Raw genomic sequence first — 14,035 nt, 5'->3', positions numbered from 1 at the left:
AACAAGTCTTTGAGCCGCTCCCATTGGTCATCGCGCAGGGCATACCGTCGTGTCATTGCTCAGCCTTTTCTTCTCTCTCTTGCTCTAGCTTATCTAATTGATGACACGCCCTAGCTTATCTAATTGATGACACGCCCTAAATTGGCTATCATCGCATGAGAACGATTTTCAGGCACAATCATGAGTGGATCTGCGTTTACAGTTCCAGAAAAAGTAAGCTTTGAGAGTGCGATCGCGCTGACTCAATCTTTGCTTTCCCAGATGCAAGCGGGGGAATTATCCGAAGCAGAAATAGAAACAGCCATTGCAGAATTAGTGAAAACTGAAAATGGTGCGAGAGGCTTTTTCGTCACCTACCTGACATCAGAGGGGACAATCGCAGATAATCCCTCTGCTGCTGTTATACGGGCATTGCAGTCAAATCCAGACACCGTTTCCGAATTATTAGTCAAAAATGTAGCCATGTCTGCGGTGATGGCAGTTGCCCATCATCGCAATGGTAACGAAGAGATGGCGCAATCATCCCAAAGAGTGCGATCGCGTACCACTCGAATTATCGAACAGGTGGAACTTCCTTCTGTCTACGAAGTGTCTCAAAAGTTATTGGAAAGTGCCGTCACTGGCGAAGGTAGCTACAAAGCATTTTTAGAACGCCGCGGTTACGATTCCGAACAACGGCAGGTTCTGTCTGAAGCATTAGAACAACTTATCAAGCGGTAATGGTTAATCGCCAGTAGTCCTGAATCCTTGGTCTGTTGCTAGTGACCAATTACCAATTACCAATTACCAATTACCAACAACTATGGTAAATTCCCCTACTCAGTTTTCTGATATTCAAACTCATTGGGCACGCTTATTCATTCAAGCTTTAGCCCAGCGTCGCATTATTAATGGGTTTCCCGATGGGACTTTTCGCCCAAATCAATCCATCACCCGCACTGAATTTGCAGCCCTCATCAGTACAGCATTTTCCAGACCGGCAAAACGACCGTATATCCCCTTTATTGATGTTCCTTCTACTTACTGGGCGGCGAGTGCCATTCAAAAAGCTTACGAAGCACTATTTATTAGTGGTTTTCCCGATAACCGCTTCCGTCCAGCAGACAGGATTACCCGAACGCAAGTTTTGGTTTCTCTAGTCAGCGGCTTGCAAATTGCCGCGAACGTAAAATCTGACCTAAAAACGGCACTGCCACAGATATATCAAGATGCCGCTGGAATTCCTAGCTATGCCACTGACGAAATCGCAATCGCCACGAAAGCAGGGCTGGTAGCGAACTACCCGAATCTAAAATTATTCAATCCCAATCTAGCAGCAACTCGTGGCGATGTTGCAGCTTTTATTTATCAAGCTTTAGTGTATCTAGACGAAGCGCCTCGGATTGAATCTCCCTACCTCGTAGTGCCTCCAAAAACCATTCCACCCAGTCAGCCTCAAACTGTCAAAGTCAATCATCAGCGGGAGTTTCGGGGTGTGTGGGTGACCACGGTGTGGAACAGTGATTGGCCTTCCAAACCGGGACTAACGGCTGCACAACAGCAAGCCGAACTCCTCGGCATCCTTGACCGGATGCAAGCGATGAAAATGAATGCGTTGGTCTTGCAGGTACGACCGGAAGGGGATGCCTTTTATGCTTCGCAATTAGAACCTTGGAGTTATTGGCTGACTGGAAGCCAGGGAAAAGCACCAGAGCCATTTTACGATCCGCTGGAGTATGCGATCGCCCAATGCCACAAGCGCAATATTGAACTTCATGCTTGGTTCAACCCTTATCGCGCCAGAGTCTCTATCAACAATTCCCCGCCAGTCCGTCCTCACATCGCCATCACCAACCCCGAAGCGGTTTATGTATGGGGTAATCAGATGTGGATGGACCCCGGATTGAAAGTGGTTCAGGACAGGGCATACAATGTCATTCTCGATGTGGTGCGTCGCTATGACGTAGATGGCATCCATTTGGATGACTATTTCTATCCCTATCCCATCGAAGGCAAATCTTTTCCCGACAATAAAACCTACGCCGCTTATACGGCGGCGGGTGGGAAACTTTCTTTGGGTGAGTGGCGGCGGGACAATGTCAATCAAATGGTTCAGCGCCTATCGCGGGGAATTCAAGCAACCAAGCCACACGTCAAGTTTGGCATTAGTCCCTTTGGCATTTACCGTCCCGGACAGCCGTCTCAAATTCGGGGGCTAGATGCCTACAGCGTACTTTATGCAGATTCAAAAAAATGGCTCGAGCAAGGCTGGGTTGATTATCTCGCCCCGCAACTCTACTGGCGCATCGACCAAACTGCACAAAGTTACCCCGTGTTGCTGAAGTGGTGGACGGAGAATAACCCCAAAGATCGACATATTTACGCCGGTAATAATCTGGGGCAGTTGGATGGCAAGGCTTGGACGCTTGCGGAGATAGAAAAGCAAGTTGACATTACTCGCAACTTGAGCGGGAATTTGTCTTTAGGGAATATCTTCTTCAGTATGGAAGCCTTCGTTGAAAATCGTCAGGGCATCTATGAAAAATTCAAAACCTCGACTTATACCAAACCCGCACTAGCACCCCCGATGCCCTGGCGAAATACGACACCACCCCCGCCCCCAACAGCACTGGGATTGAGAAATGGCAAGCTGACATGGAATCTTGCTAGCACTCCCGATATTCGTTCCTGGACGCTTTATAAGCAAACTGGTACAACTTGGACGCTGCAAAGAATCCTTTCAAGAGAGACAACGTTTGCAACAGTTGAGCCGGGAACTTATGCTGTGTGCGCGGTAGATAAGATGGCAAATGAAAGTGGGGGGGTCGTCGTCACCGTCTAACTTGTCACCGTCTAGGTATCCGTGGAAAGCACTTTTTTGAACCATAAAGACACTAAGGGAAATAACAGGGAAGTAACTTTGTGTTTCCTTAGTGCCTTTGTGGTTAATCCGGGGTGTTTTAAACCACCCAACTCAATAAGTTTGTGTTTCCAGTCCTTATAAGTCTAAAGACTCGGTTTTAGAGTTCAGGCGCTTGGAGATTTGGCTAATTATCCCACTCAAAATTGCCCCTCCCATGAGAACTCCAAGCGCTGGGGTAAACAAGGGTTGCCAAAGCTTGTACCACAAATCGAGACCGAGGGGAATGCCGACCGAGTGACCGACAACAGCGATCGCTAGCCACCCAAAACTGAGGAAGACCAGGAACACATCCGCGACTAAAATTAGATTGAGCCAATTGAGGAGTTTATCTTTCATCAGAGTTCTTCAAATTTCTCCGAAAATTTTCGTTTAACAACGTTTGTTTGAGGTTGTTCATCCGCATCTGAAACATTGTCTCTAAACCCCAGCGGATCGCGGTACTGTCCAGAAACGGGTTCAGCTCAAAATTAATGACATCAACTAGGCGTGTCTCTGTGTCAGAAATGGGAATGAACTGATGGATATGTTCCCAGAATTGGAACGGGCCGCGCAATTGTTTATCAATAAATCTTCTCGGAGGTTCCCAGCGAGTAATTTGCACTTGCCAGTCGATTCCTATCTGCTCGAAAAGTTCTACCCGGATTGTAAAGCGCGTCCCTAAACCACAAATAATGTTTAAATCCAATACCCTGACGACTGGAAACGGTGGAGAGATGCGTTCTAGCAGATGTACATCCTCGTGAGCTTCCCAGACGGTTTCGATGGGGAGGGAGACGGTTTCGCTAACCTCAAAGTGTTCCAATTCTCTTCACCACCCAAGTCATTTGCTCGTTGGTAAATTTTTTTTTGCAATTGACGCTTCGGAATCTGCTTGCTTTGAAATTTTATCAATTACAAGACGTTTTTGATGATTTTTACTAGAAAATTAAAATTAAAGAGATTTTTTTGAGGGTTTATATTACTCTGGGAATTTCTTAAGTTGAATATCGAATCGCTTCCTATACAGCCTGAGTGCGGATTGTGGAATCGCACTCAGGCTAACAGATGAAGCCTACAGGCTTCATGAGGCTACCGTTGAATTAGACTTTCAGCACCCAGTCTTTGCGAGTATCAGCACTAACGAAGGATGCGGGAACGATTTCGATATCAACGCCGAGTGACTTGAAAGCGGCACGAATTGCTGTCGCGTGGGCAGATTCATCGGAACCAATGCTTGCGCCTGCGGTAATCAAGGCTGGGGTTTTTAGCTTCGCAATTTCCCTGGTATAAGCGATCGCTGCGTCAGTCTCCAGAGCGAGTGCTAGCTTGGCAATATTCACATCTGAGTCGATGTTGCCTTCTCCTGTCTTGATGTAGGACGAGAGATCGTAGCTAGATTTTGCCGTCACCGGGGTAGCACCCAAACTTTTCACCACCGATGCCAGAGTATCCCGATGCGTTTTGTGATCGGCTTGGTTGCGGAGTGCCAACGCCAAAACAGCTTTGCCTACATCGGTGTCACTCAGCTTTGTTGCCGCAAAACCATACGCCCAAATCGCTTGATGCTCGAAAAACAAAGCTTTATTGAGGATGGCAGCATCATTTCTTTTATCCTCTCTAGAGGCAGCACTGGCACCGTCTGCGATCGCGGTCAGCCCTAAAGCACTCGCTACGCCAGTCACAGTCCCCGCCACCATAATCCCACGCCGTGAGAATGTTTTGCTGGGACGCAAGAATCTTTTGGCAAAGGTATTTTCCCTCTCCATGTTGGTGTCTCCTCATTCATAAATCAGTAACTTACAGTTAATACGCGCACCTCATCCGATTGGATTTCAGTAGGATTACGGATGAGAAAATTATTTACAGGACTTACGCTCTGAAAGCTTGAAACTTAGAGATTCACTAACCCTTCATTTATCGGGGAGTGAGTGGGATCTCTGCGTCAGTCCTAACTTAAAAGCTTTCAAAATTTGAGAGGAAAATCATCGGACGGTCTAGGCGCAGCGCTAACCCTGTAGCCGTGGCTAAGGAACCGTAAGGGATTCCGGCAATTCGGTCAAAGTGCAAATCTTTGAGAATCTCGGCGTAAACACTCAAGATTTGATAGAAGATTTGCGGTTGGGAGATGAAGTCTATTCTTGTAGGAGTCTCGAAAGTTGTTCCATGTGCATACCGCAAGAAAGGTGGAGTACAAGTCAAACGAGAAAGTTTGGGAGACGGTGAGCTTGACTGAGCCTCAACACCGGGTATAACCAGTCGTGTATAACAAGTAGTGGGATTGCTAATCAGCTACTCTCTCATAGATTTCGTATGCAGGCGGTCGTTCAACCCCAACCTGAAGGGTCTAGCGGTAATTTCAAAATTGTGGAAACAACTGAATGATTACCATCTTCTATTCAGATAAATTTCTTCAGCATGAAACAGGATATATGCATCCTGAACAGCCAGAGCGACTCACTGTTATTGTCGATAAATTGCGAAGCTCAACTGTAGCCGATCAAATCCGATGGCTGAATCCTTCTAACTCAAGAAATGTTATCGCTGCGATCGAACAAATTCATTCCTCTGATTACATTCAGGAAGTTCGTAGTTATTCTGAGCGGGGTTGGGGGTGTTTTGAATCAACTCAAATCTCGCCTCAAAGCTTTGATGTTGCTTGCCTTGCAGTCAGTGCTTGGTTAGATGGTATTGATGTGGTTTCGCAGTTAAAACGTCCAGCTTTTGTTCTGGCAAGACCACCTGGACATCATGCCCTCAAAGATGAAGGAATGGGTTTTTGTATTTTCTGCAATGCAGCGATCGCTGCCATTTACGCTCAATCCATAGGAATTCAGCGAGTTGGAATTCTTGATTGGGATGTACATCATGGGAATGGAACCCAAACAGCCGTAGAAAATATCCCTAACATGGCTTTCTGTTCCATTCATCAATCCCCTGGCTATCCCCGTACTGGAAAGCCTGATGAACGGGGTAAGTATAACAATGTGTTGAATCTTCCGATTGCTCCAGGCAGTAATATACAGGATTACTGTAAGTTATTCGAGGAGAGCGTCATTCCCTTTTTCAAAGATTTTTGTCCTGATATATTAATCATCAGTGCTGGGTATGATGCGAATCAAACAGACTTGCTTTCTAAAATCAATTTACAGCCCCAAGATTACAGCATCATCACTGATTATTGTTTAGAGATTACACCCAAAATATTATTTGGTTTAGAAGGCGGCTATGAATTGGAGAGCCTTTCTTCATCGGTACTTGAGACTGTTAAACGATGCGTAGACGCATTTGTATGATGACCTCCAATGGGCGGGGCTAATGGCTCAAAATTTGGAATTGCTCGGAATTGATCCGCCCCGCCTCGTACAGCGTTTCGGCAACTTCCCCCATCCTCAGCACAGAATGACCCCGATAGCCGTTTTCCTGAAGCCGATCTTTGACTCCTTTTTCATGGTCGATCAACACCACAATATCTTCGACATTTAATCCAGCATCTTTGAGTTTCATTGCCCCTTGCATAGCGCTCTTGCCGCTGATGAGAATATCATCGACAACGACAATGGTTTCTCCCGGTTGGAAATGACCTTCGATGACTCGTTGGGTGCCGTGAGATTTTACCTCCTTGCGCGGGAAAATCATCGGACGGTCTAGGCGCAGCGCTAACCCTGTAGCGGTGGGTAAGGAACCGTAAGGGATTCCAGCTATTCGGTCAAAGTGCAAATTTTTGAGAATCTCGGCGTAAGCACTCAAGATTTGATGGAAGATTTGCGGTTGGGAGATGATGACGCGCAGGTCGATGTAGTAGGGAAAAATCGCTCCAGAGGCTTGCACGCGATCGCCAAACATAATGCAACCCAAGTCGTAAAGTTGCAAAATCAAATCTCGGTTGGGAGAATGTTGCAAGAAGCAGACATCCGGAAGCCACAAGTCACAGGTGGGGCTTTCCTGGACAATTCTGAGCCGTTCTTCATTAACACTGTCGCGTAAGGCTTGGACAGCCTCAGCGGGGTGTTCGGTAGTTAATAAATCTGGGGGGACTGGCAGGAGTAGCCCTTCTCCATAGCTATTTAAGCCAGCCGCTAGAATTTCACTTAAGTTTTGGTTTTCTGACCATCCCTGCACGAATATGAGGCGTTCTGGTGCGATATTGCGGATGCGAGTCAGAATTTCTGGCATTGCAGCGCCCACTTCCAGCCCCAGTTGTTCTTGCGTGCCCCAAGTTTGCGCTTCTTTTATCAAATGGATGTAAAAGGGTAGCCCGGTGTCTGGATATTCTTGCAACACGGCGGCTGATGGGTTGTCAGTCGTACATACCACAAAGACGGCTTTGCCAGGATAGACCAAAAAGGGAGCCGCTAAGTCAAGTCCTGGGTAAGGATTTAAGGTGACAGCATCCACTTTCCAGTTTTCAAAGACAGTTTGGGCAAAGAGGGTGCTGGTGTTGAGGTCGCTGTGCTTGGCGTCTAAAATTACTGGAATGTCGGCGGGGATAGCTGCTAGGGTTTGCTGAAGGAGTTCTAAACCTGTTGCCCCCAGTGCTTGATAAAAGCCAAGCGTGAGTTTATAGGCGCAGACTAAATCGGCGGTTTCGGCAATGACAAATTGTAGCTGGTCGCTAAGAAGAGTAAGAGTACGATTGACCGAAGGGAGAATGGCACCAGCCCCATCGCGCTTTTCGAGATTCTCTATATCCGGGTCGAGTCTTGCGTACAGTAAGCTTTGATTGCGCTCGATTGCTTTTAGTAGCTTATCGAAGAAGTTCATAGGTGTTTTTTAAAACGCAAAGGTACGCAAAGGAAGACAGGGGGGATAGTTACATGGATTGTTTGTATTGTTCTAAAATTTGGGGAATATAATCGTAGCCATCAACACCGATAAGGGCGATGATTTGTGGGCGCGATTGTTGCAATTTTTTCTGGAACGCTTCTGCTCCCATTTGTCCTTGCAAGATGGTGAGTAAGCCTGCGGTTTTCCGCCACTCTTCCGCAGCAATTTGCTCTAGGAGATACATTCCTAGGCTACCTGTAAGGATTGTTTTATCGATGTTTTGCAGACTATGGTGAGCTTCGGATAAGTAAGCTAAGTTTCGTCCTTGTAGATATAAATCGCCGGAAAATTGAGCGGCTTGTAAGCCAGATTCTAGGTATTTAATTGCTTCTTGGGGTTGTTCTACTATCAACAAAGCAATTCCCAAACTACTGCAACAAAGGGCTTTACTTTGACCGTCGCCTAATCGTTCTGATAACTGCAATCCTTGTTGCAAATAGTTGATGGCTGTCTCGTAAATTTCGGGTTCTACTTGTTCTAATTGTTGAGCTTGAAAGACTTCACTGTAGCCGAGATTGGCGAGGGCGTTGGCTTCTCCTAATCTGTCTCCCGTTTGACGAGAGAGAATTAATGCCCGTTGGCTATAGCTAATCGCTTCGGCATAGTTTTTTTGCGCGACGCAGGTGCGGCTGAGGTGATTAAAATTGGCAATTTCACAAGGGCGATCGCCTGCATTTCTGGCGATTTCTAAGGCTTGTTCGTGAAATGCGATCGCGTCTGCATATCGACCTTGCGCCCGCTGGGAATAACCCATTAATGTCAAAATCCGAGCTTTTTCTTGCGTGCCTTCCACTTGTCGCAGCGGTGCATCTAGGTAGTCAAGGGTCGTGCGAAGATATGCGCCGGAAAATGAGGCAAAAATGCCACCGTAGAGGGGGAAATATTGCCGCTGGGAAAAGGTTCTGAGGATTTGTAGGGTAATTTGAAAACAGCCATTCACTAAGCGATCGCGCGAAGTAGAATTGAGAATCGTCGCCTGATTCAAGCCATTTGCTAACTGCGACCAAATCACGGCAAAAGTCAGAAAAGTGGAAATCGACAGCCTTGCGCCCACTTTGGAGTCGTAAACCAGTTTGTCAAACCAGTTCACTAGCCCCCGCTGCAAGTATTGCAAAATTACTGCTAACTCAACGAAGGAAATCAAGTCAGACGGTTGTTTTGCGACCAATTCGGTTACTGATTCGTTGAGGGCAAGCGCGTGGAATAATGCCTGAGGATAAGGGCTATTGACTTGTTTTTCCCAAACTCCCCAAGGGCCACTTTGCGCCGGTGTGCCTTCAAATCCTAAGGAGCGATTTTGGTCGTAGATCCAGCTTACCAGGTGCCCTTCCAGGCGTTGCCAAGATTCCAAGCCACGGGCAAGACCTTCAGCAAGTTGCTGCACATCTCGATCTTGTTCGGGATGGGTAATTTCCGGCGCTTGTTGCTTCAGTGCAGATGCCAGCTGCGGTAAGTTCAAAGCTTGCGCTAAATTAGGGTCGATAACCCGTAATAAAGCTGCTAGCTTGTCGTCTGGTGGGGAAGCGATAATTTGTTGAACAGCGGTCGCGATCGCATCCGTCGCCCGATTTTTTTCCTGCGCCCGTTCCCATTCTCCCCGAATCGTCTGCATTGCCCTCAAGGTACGAGTCGCCTTGGCAAGCTTCATTTCATCCTTTTGCGTGTCCACCTGTTGCTGGGTGGCGCTTAAGGTTTCTTCCAAAACTCGCTCGAAAATTTCGCCCGTGCCAGGAGTCACATCCTTGACGAGCATTTTATACACCTGCTCTTTTGAGCGAATCTGCCCTTTGAGGGTGGTTTGTACAATTTGGTCGATTAATTGTAGATAGCGATCGCGCAAAGGCAGAGAGTCTGTCATGGGGAGTGGTTAAGTGGAATTGTAGGCAATACTGTTCGGTTCGCTTCTCCCCTGTTTTGCTGCCGCTTCTCTTGCAGGGAGAGGGGTTAAGCTTTTCTTTTTTAAGAGAGAAGAAAATAACTTATTTACTTTGCAGTGTACTGAATAAGTTACTGAGTTCGCATACTACAAAGTGTGGAGAAACACTAACGCTGATGTTTGCCGATTTTCTACCCTCCCAAGTTCAGCAGTTGCGCGAGTCCGCATCCATCGCCCTTGCTCAAAAAATTGAACGTCAGGCGATTAAAACTCCTCTCTCGCCACAACCGATAGCTACAGCTTACGTCCATCAGGGGAACGGTGGCACCCCAATTCTATTACTACCCGGTTTTGATAGTTCGGTGCTGGAGTTTCGCTGCTTGCTACCACTACTCGCCGCCCAAAATGAAACGTGGACGGTAGATTTGTTGGGATTTGGCTTTACAGATCGAGTGCAGGGAATTTTGTATAACCCCGACGCTATCAAGACGCACCTGTATTACTTCTGGAAAACTTACATCCAAGTGCCAGTCATGTTGGTAGGCGCTTCGATGGGCGGTGCAGCGGCAATTGACTTCACCCTCACTTACCCGCACGCTGTCAAAAAGCTGGTGTTAATTGACAGTGTAGGTTTCAGCGGTAGCTTCCCGCTTGCCTCCTATCTCTTTCCTCCCTTAGATTTTCTGGCAGTCGAATATTGGCGTCAGCGCAAACTCCAAGCGCTGTTATGGGGCAGCACTTTTGGTAACTTGGAACCGACTGCAATTGAGGCGATTCGGTGTGCGGCGCTGCACATGGAAATGCCCGGTTGGCACGAAGCAATCATCGCGTTTATGAAAAGTGGTGGTTACTGGAATTTGGCAGATAGAATTCCTCAAATCGATAAGCGGACGCTGATTCTGTGGGGAGAGGCGGATGATATGTTGGGTACGGACGATGCCGAGAGGTTTAAGAGAGCGATCGCTCATTCTCAACTCATTTGGATCGCCAATTGCGGGCACGTTCCTCAATTTGAACAGCCAGAGATTACCGCTAAGCATATTTTGGTTTTTAGGTAATTGTAGGATTTATTGTTAACGCAAAGGTACGCAAAGGTTAGCGCAAAGGTACGCAAAGGAGTTTTCAGGGTAGCGTTAAAGTTATGAATCAGGATTCTCTTGCCCATCGATGGGTAGTCAGTGCAGAAGAAGCGAAGGAATTGATTAAGCTGGATGCGACACTTCTGGATGTTCGCAATTCAATTTCCTGGTTGCTTGGGCATATTTCTGGTGCTGTTCATGTCACCTGGCAGCAATTCTCGCAACAACAATCTCCGAATAAGGGAAAGTTGATTGAGAATACAGAAATTTTGCAAGAAAAACTTCGCGCTGTCAGCATTTGTAACAATCAACCTGTCGTTGTCCTTGGCAATCCAGCGCACAATTTTGGTGAAGAAGGGCGCATTGTTTGGATGTTACGCACGCTAGGACATTCACAAGCAGTCTTTGTCGATGGGGGACATTCAGCACTTGTTAAAGCAGGTGTCCCGATTGTTTGGGGAGTGACTCAACCCAAACCTGGTGATTTTCTTGTACAGCGAACTTCCTTATGGGAAATTCAGCGCGATGAACTCAAAGCCAATCTTTCCGCTAAAGAGATATCCCAAGATTTGATTGTCATTGATACCCGCGAAGCGAGGGAATATGCAGGAACTCCCGCTTACGGCGAACATCGGGGAGGACATCTCCCTGGTGCGGTGCATTTCTACTTCCAAGATTTGAAAGATGCCAAGGGGAACTTGCTGCCTCGTGACCAGATTATTGATAAGTTGGAAAGATTAGGAATTCAGCATCATACTCCCATTATTACTTATTGTACAGGCGGCATCCGCTCAGCTTTCTTCACGGCTGTACTTGTTGATTTAGGATTTAATCATGTAAAAAACTATGCAGGTTCGATGTGGGAATGGTCAGCTTCGCCAGAAAATCATTATCCTCTAGAATCTGAACCTAAATAGAAAAATAAATCAAACAAAACCAGTAACTATTTTACAAAAAATTAAGCTTATTTTAATTGCCCATAAATTCAATAACAAGCAGCAATTATTTAGGAGATTTTATTGCTTTACCAATATACATAACTGAAGTATTGTTACTAATTTCTACTTGAAATTTGCCCGTTTTTTTGTAGTGAATATAAGCAAGCAAGTTTCGGTAAATGCTTTCACCAAATATATTAAACCCTTTAATTTCTATACTGTTAAATCCCTGGCTATGCATTAAGCTTGTCAATTCTTGCGGCTTAATAAACTTATTCCAATCGTGAATACCACGAGGAATCTCCTGCAAAATATTTTCTAACAACCAAATCATTATAAACTTAGAGGTAAAAGTTTTATTAATTGTGTCAAATAAAAACAAGCCGTTTGGCTTTAAAATTCTATATATTTCAGAAATTGTCTGACGTAAATCTGTAATATGCTCCAAAACATCAACACAAACAACAATATCAAAAGTATTAGCTTGATAAGGGAGGTTTTCAGAATATCCGTGTTGATAGTCAATCTGAAGCCCGGTTAGAGATGCGTGATCTTGGGCTTGTTGAATACATTTAGCCGATTGGTCGATTCCTGAGACTTTTACTCCTCTTTTCGCCATAAATTCGCAGGTAAATCCGCCGCCACATCCAACATCTAAGGCTTGCAATCCCTGCCAATTTGAAACATAGCGGTCAAAAAAATCAAATCGGGGTTGATTGAGATGATAGAGAGCATAGATTTTCTCATCTTCCTGCCACCACCTATCTGCACTCAAATCATAAAATTTTAAGTCGTTTTTTTTCAAGTGTTTGCTTTGCATCCTGTATGTGGGAAGGTTGATAGGACAAACGCATCTAAGGTAATTTTAGTCGCTGCTTCAGTGGGAAAATTATGCTGACATTGCGAACTCAATCATTCCACTTCTAGCCTATCGGCATCTAGTAGGATGTCCTTTATGAAAGGTAGCGATCGCTATCTTCGCTGCATCTGAGCGATAATAGCTAGCGTATACTGCCCGCAGCCACGCTTCTCGCTTTGTCTCCAGAAGCATAAATCTTATAATCTAAAATCAAAAATATTATCACAAGCCTCGTACAATGAAATATTGCTGGGAATATTGCTGGGACTCAAGGAGCTGATTTTATGCCACAGGCAGTGGGAACGATTGAAACGTTAGGGTTCCCAGCTGTACTAGCAGCAGCAGACGCAATGGTTAAAGCTGGTGCAGTCACGCTGGTTCATTATGCACTTGTAGAAAAAGGGAACTTTATGGTCTCCGTTCGGGGAAAAGTTTCTGAAGTCAACATCGCTGTTGAGGCAGGGATTAAAGCCGCAGAGACAGTCTACGGAGGTCAAGTGATCTCCCACTACATCATCCCCAATCCTACGGAAAATGTTGAAACTGTTATGCCCATTCATTTCACCCAAAAAGTTGAACAGTTCCGTATGTCGTAGTTGGTTAACAATCGGAACTTAATTGCGAGTAGACATTGCCAGCTATCCCAGCAATTATTGGGATTTTATTTACTCGATTGTTTGGTCTTTTGTCAAGTCAAAAAGTGGGAAAGTAAAGGCAAGGGGCATTTCCATCCAAAGGTGCATCGAAAATTCGTACAATTAGTTCTTAGCTCTACGTAACTCAATTAAATTCAAATTCAGGAGATAGCCAATGCCACAGGCAGTTGGATCGATAGAAACGAAAGGCTTTCCTGCTGTCCTAGCAGCGGCAGATGCGATGGTTAAAGCTGGAAGAGTTACCCTAGTCGGATATATCCGAGTTGGTAGCGCCCGTTTTAATGTCAATATTCGGGGCGATGTTTCAGAGGTGAAAACCTCAATGGAGGCGGGAATTGCCGCAGTAGAAAAAGTTTATGGTGGCGTTGTAGAATCCTGGGTGATTATTCCCCGTCCCCATGAAAATGTCGTGAGTGTACTGCCAATTGGCTTCACTGAAGACGTGCAACAGTTTCGAGATGCTGTCGAACAGCCGATAGTCCGCAGGTAGTGGAAACATCTGTTAGCGAAAGGCGCGTAAGCAGCGCCTGCTGAGTAGAAAGACTGCCTGCAAGAGAGCGTCCAAAATCATAGCTGCTGTTACAACCCGTTTTCTTCAAGAAAATGGGTTTTTTTAGCAATATTTTTTGAATAAGACTCACTTTCCCTTTAAACCGGAGAAAACCTCTCTCTTACAAGTGGTTAATGATGTTCGTTTTTCACCTCACCCTAAAGGTATAGCAACCGCCAAGATAGTTAGGACGTAGAGTAGAGATCACCTGTTGTCCTGAAGTTATTCAAGCTGCTCATGGCAAACCCCTATAGTTATGACCTGCGTCAGAAGGTGATCCAAGCGATCGAGTTAGACGGCATGAAGAAAAGTGAAGCCGCACAGGTGTTCCAAATTAGTCGCAATACGATTGACCTATGGCTGAAGCGGCGA

14 protein-coding genes and 1 pseudogene are annotated in these 14,035 nt (G+C 45.8%); 8 read left to right on the top strand and 7 right to left on the bottom strand.

The features are described from left to right. The first annotated feature begins 180 nt into the window (after positions 1-180). Both NDI34_RS25395 and NDI34_RS25390 read left to right on the top strand, forming a co-directional pair. Positions 181-720, top strand: coding sequence for a hypothetical protein (locus tag NDI34_RS25395; RefSeq protein WP_348234197.1), 540 nt, complete (start codon positions 181-183; stop codon positions 718-720). An 82-nt stretch (positions 721-802) separates the two neighbouring features. Then, the gene (locus NDI34_RS25390) at positions 803-2,821 is read left to right on the top strand and encodes a family 10 glycosylhydrolase (protein WP_348234196.1); all 2,019 of its coding nucleotides are present in this window, start codon (positions 803-805) and stop codon (positions 2,819-2,821) included. Between the two features lie 156 nt (positions 2,822-2,977). Here the strand turns inward: NDI34_RS25390 and NDI34_RS25385 are convergent, their stop codons facing one another. From NDI34_RS25385 to NDI34_RS25370, 4 genes and pseudogenes are all read right to left on the bottom strand, one after another. Next, positions 2,978-3,238 carry a hypothetical protein gene (locus tag NDI34_RS25385; RefSeq protein WP_190688729.1) on the bottom strand — a complete coding sequence of 87 codons (261 nt, stop codon included), beginning with the start codon at positions 3,236-3,238 and terminating at the stop codon, positions 2,978-2,980. Then, a complete protein-coding gene (locus NDI34_RS25380) occupies positions 3,228-3,704 on the bottom strand; it encodes an SRPBCC family protein (RefSeq protein ID WP_348234195.1) in 477 nt (158 codons plus the stop codon). The genes NDI34_RS25385 and NDI34_RS25380 overlap by 11 nt, the downstream gene beginning before the upstream one ends. 277 nt (positions 3,705-3,981) lie before the next feature. Further along, on the bottom strand, positions 3,982-4,647 hold the full coding sequence (locus tag NDI34_RS25375) for a ferritin-like domain-containing protein (RefSeq protein WP_348234194.1): 666 nt from the start codon (positions 4,645-4,647) through the stop codon (positions 3,982-3,984). 211 nt (positions 4,648-4,858) lie between these two features. Continuing rightward, a pseudogene (locus NDI34_RS25370) lies at positions 4,859-5,008 on the bottom strand (bifunctional orotidine-5'-phosphate decarboxylase/orotate phosphoribosyltransferase); the annotation flags it as partial. Between the two features lie 251 nt (positions 5,009-5,259). Between NDI34_RS25370 and NDI34_RS25365 the strand changes: the two are divergent. Further along, positions 5,260-6,174 carry a histone deacetylase gene (locus NDI34_RS25365; RefSeq protein ID WP_348234193.1) on the top strand — a complete coding sequence of 305 codons (915 nt, stop codon included), beginning with the start codon at positions 5,260-5,262 and terminating at the stop codon, positions 6,172-6,174. A 19-nt stretch (positions 6,175-6,193) separates the two neighbouring features. On the opposite strand, the gene NDI34_RS25360 is transcribed toward NDI34_RS25365, so the two are convergent. Then, on the bottom strand, positions 6,194-7,642 hold the full coding sequence (locus tag NDI34_RS25360; RefSeq protein WP_348234192.1) for a bifunctional orotidine-5'-phosphate decarboxylase/orotate phosphoribosyltransferase: 1,449 nt from the start codon (positions 7,640-7,642) through the stop codon (positions 6,194-6,196). A gap of 49 nt (positions 7,643-7,691) precedes the next feature. Further along, positions 7,692-9,563, bottom strand: coding sequence for a tetratricopeptide repeat protein (locus NDI34_RS25355; RefSeq protein WP_348234191.1), 1,872 nt, complete (start codon positions 9,561-9,563; stop codon positions 7,692-7,694). A gap of 194 nt (positions 9,564-9,757) precedes the next feature. Between NDI34_RS25355 and NDI34_RS25350 the strand changes: the two genes are divergently transcribed. Next, positions 9,758-10,639 carry an alpha/beta hydrolase gene (locus NDI34_RS25350; RefSeq protein ID WP_348234190.1) on the top strand — a complete coding sequence of 294 codons (882 nt, stop codon included), beginning with the start codon at positions 9,758-9,760 and terminating at the stop codon, positions 10,637-10,639. Positions 10,640-10,722: 83 nt separating this feature from the next. Next, complete coding sequence (locus NDI34_RS25345; protein ID WP_348234189.1) at positions 10,723-11,577, top strand: rhodanese-like domain-containing protein; 855 nt, start codon at positions 10,723-10,725, stop codon at positions 11,575-11,577. Between the two features lie 85 nt (positions 11,578-11,662). Here NDI34_RS25345 and ubiG read toward each other — a convergent pair whose 3' ends face one another. Beyond that, entirely contained in the window at positions 11,663-12,403 is a 741-nt protein-coding gene (ubiG, locus tag NDI34_RS25340) for a bifunctional 2-polyprenyl-6-hydroxyphenol methylase/3-demethylubiquinol 3-O-methyltransferase UbiG (RefSeq protein ID WP_190411718.1), read from the bottom strand. Between the two features lie 338 nt (positions 12,404-12,741). Here ubiG and NDI34_RS25335 point away from each other — a divergent pair, with 338 nt between their 5' ends. The 3 genes from NDI34_RS25335 to NDI34_RS25325 form a co-directional block, all read left to right on the top strand. After that, a complete protein-coding gene (locus NDI34_RS25335; RefSeq protein WP_190411530.1) occupies positions 12,742-13,053 on the top strand; it encodes a carbon dioxide-concentrating mechanism protein CcmK in 312 nt (103 codons plus the stop codon). A gap of 214 nt (positions 13,054-13,267) precedes the next feature. Beyond that, a complete protein-coding gene (locus tag NDI34_RS25330; RefSeq protein ID WP_190411529.1) occupies positions 13,268-13,603 on the top strand; it encodes a carbon dioxide-concentrating mechanism protein CcmK in 336 nt (111 codons plus the stop codon). Between the two features lie 297 nt (positions 13,604-13,900). Further along, positions 13,901-14,035, top strand: a 135-nt coding sequence (locus NDI34_RS25325) for an IS630 transposase-related protein (protein WP_348232470.1), incomplete at its 3' end; no start/stop codon positions are given.

This window comes from Trichocoleus sp. DQ-U1 (genome assembly GCF_039961925.1).
Lineage (GTDB): Bacteria > Cyanobacteriota > Cyanobacteriia > Cyanobacteriales > FACHB-T130 > FACHB-T130.
The sequence above is the reverse complement of the archived record's forward strand: the minus strand, read 5'-3'. Positions and strand labels throughout refer to the sequence as shown.

Bases quoted from the DNA above. Each gene is read 5' to 3' on its own strand.
- NDI34_RS25335 (WP_190411530.1), top strand. From the start codon at position 12,742: ATGCCACAGGCAGTGGGAACGATTGAAACGTTAGGGTTCCCAGCTGTA.
- NDI34_RS25350 (WP_348234190.1), top strand. From the start codon at position 9,758: ATGTTTGCCGATTTTCTACCCTCCCAAGTTCAGCAGTTGCGCGAGTCC.
- NDI34_RS25330 (WP_190411529.1), top strand. From the start codon at position 13,268: ATGCCACAGGCAGTTGGATCGATAGAAACGAAAGGCTTTCCTGCTGTC.
- NDI34_RS25395 (WP_348234197.1), top strand. From the start codon at position 181: ATGAGTGGATCTGCGTTTACAGTTCCAGAAAAAGTAAGCTTTGAGAGT.
- NDI34_RS25375 (WP_348234194.1), bottom strand. From the start codon at position 4,647: ATGGAGAGGGAAAATACCTTTGCCAAAAGATTCTTGCGTCCCAGCAAA.
- NDI34_RS25355 (WP_348234191.1), bottom strand. From the start codon at position 9,563: ATGACAGACTCTCTGCCTTTGCGCGATCGCTATCTACAATTAATCGAC.
- NDI34_RS25390 (WP_348234196.1), top strand. From the start codon at position 803: ATGGTAAATTCCCCTACTCAGTTTTCTGATATTCAAACTCATTGGGCA.
- NDI34_RS25365 (WP_348234193.1), top strand. From the start codon at position 5,260: ATGATTACCATCTTCTATTCAGATAAATTTCTTCAGCATGAAACAGGA.
- NDI34_RS25360 (WP_348234192.1), bottom strand. From the start codon at position 7,642: ATGAACTTCTTCGATAAGCTACTAAAAGCAATCGAGCGCAATCAAAGC.
- NDI34_RS25385 (WP_190688729.1), bottom strand. From the start codon at position 3,238: ATGAAAGATAAACTCCTCAATTGGCTCAATCTAATTTTAGTCGCGGAT.
- NDI34_RS25345 (WP_348234189.1), top strand. From the start codon at position 10,723: ATGAATCAGGATTCTCTTGCCCATCGATGGGTAGTCAGTGCAGAAGAA.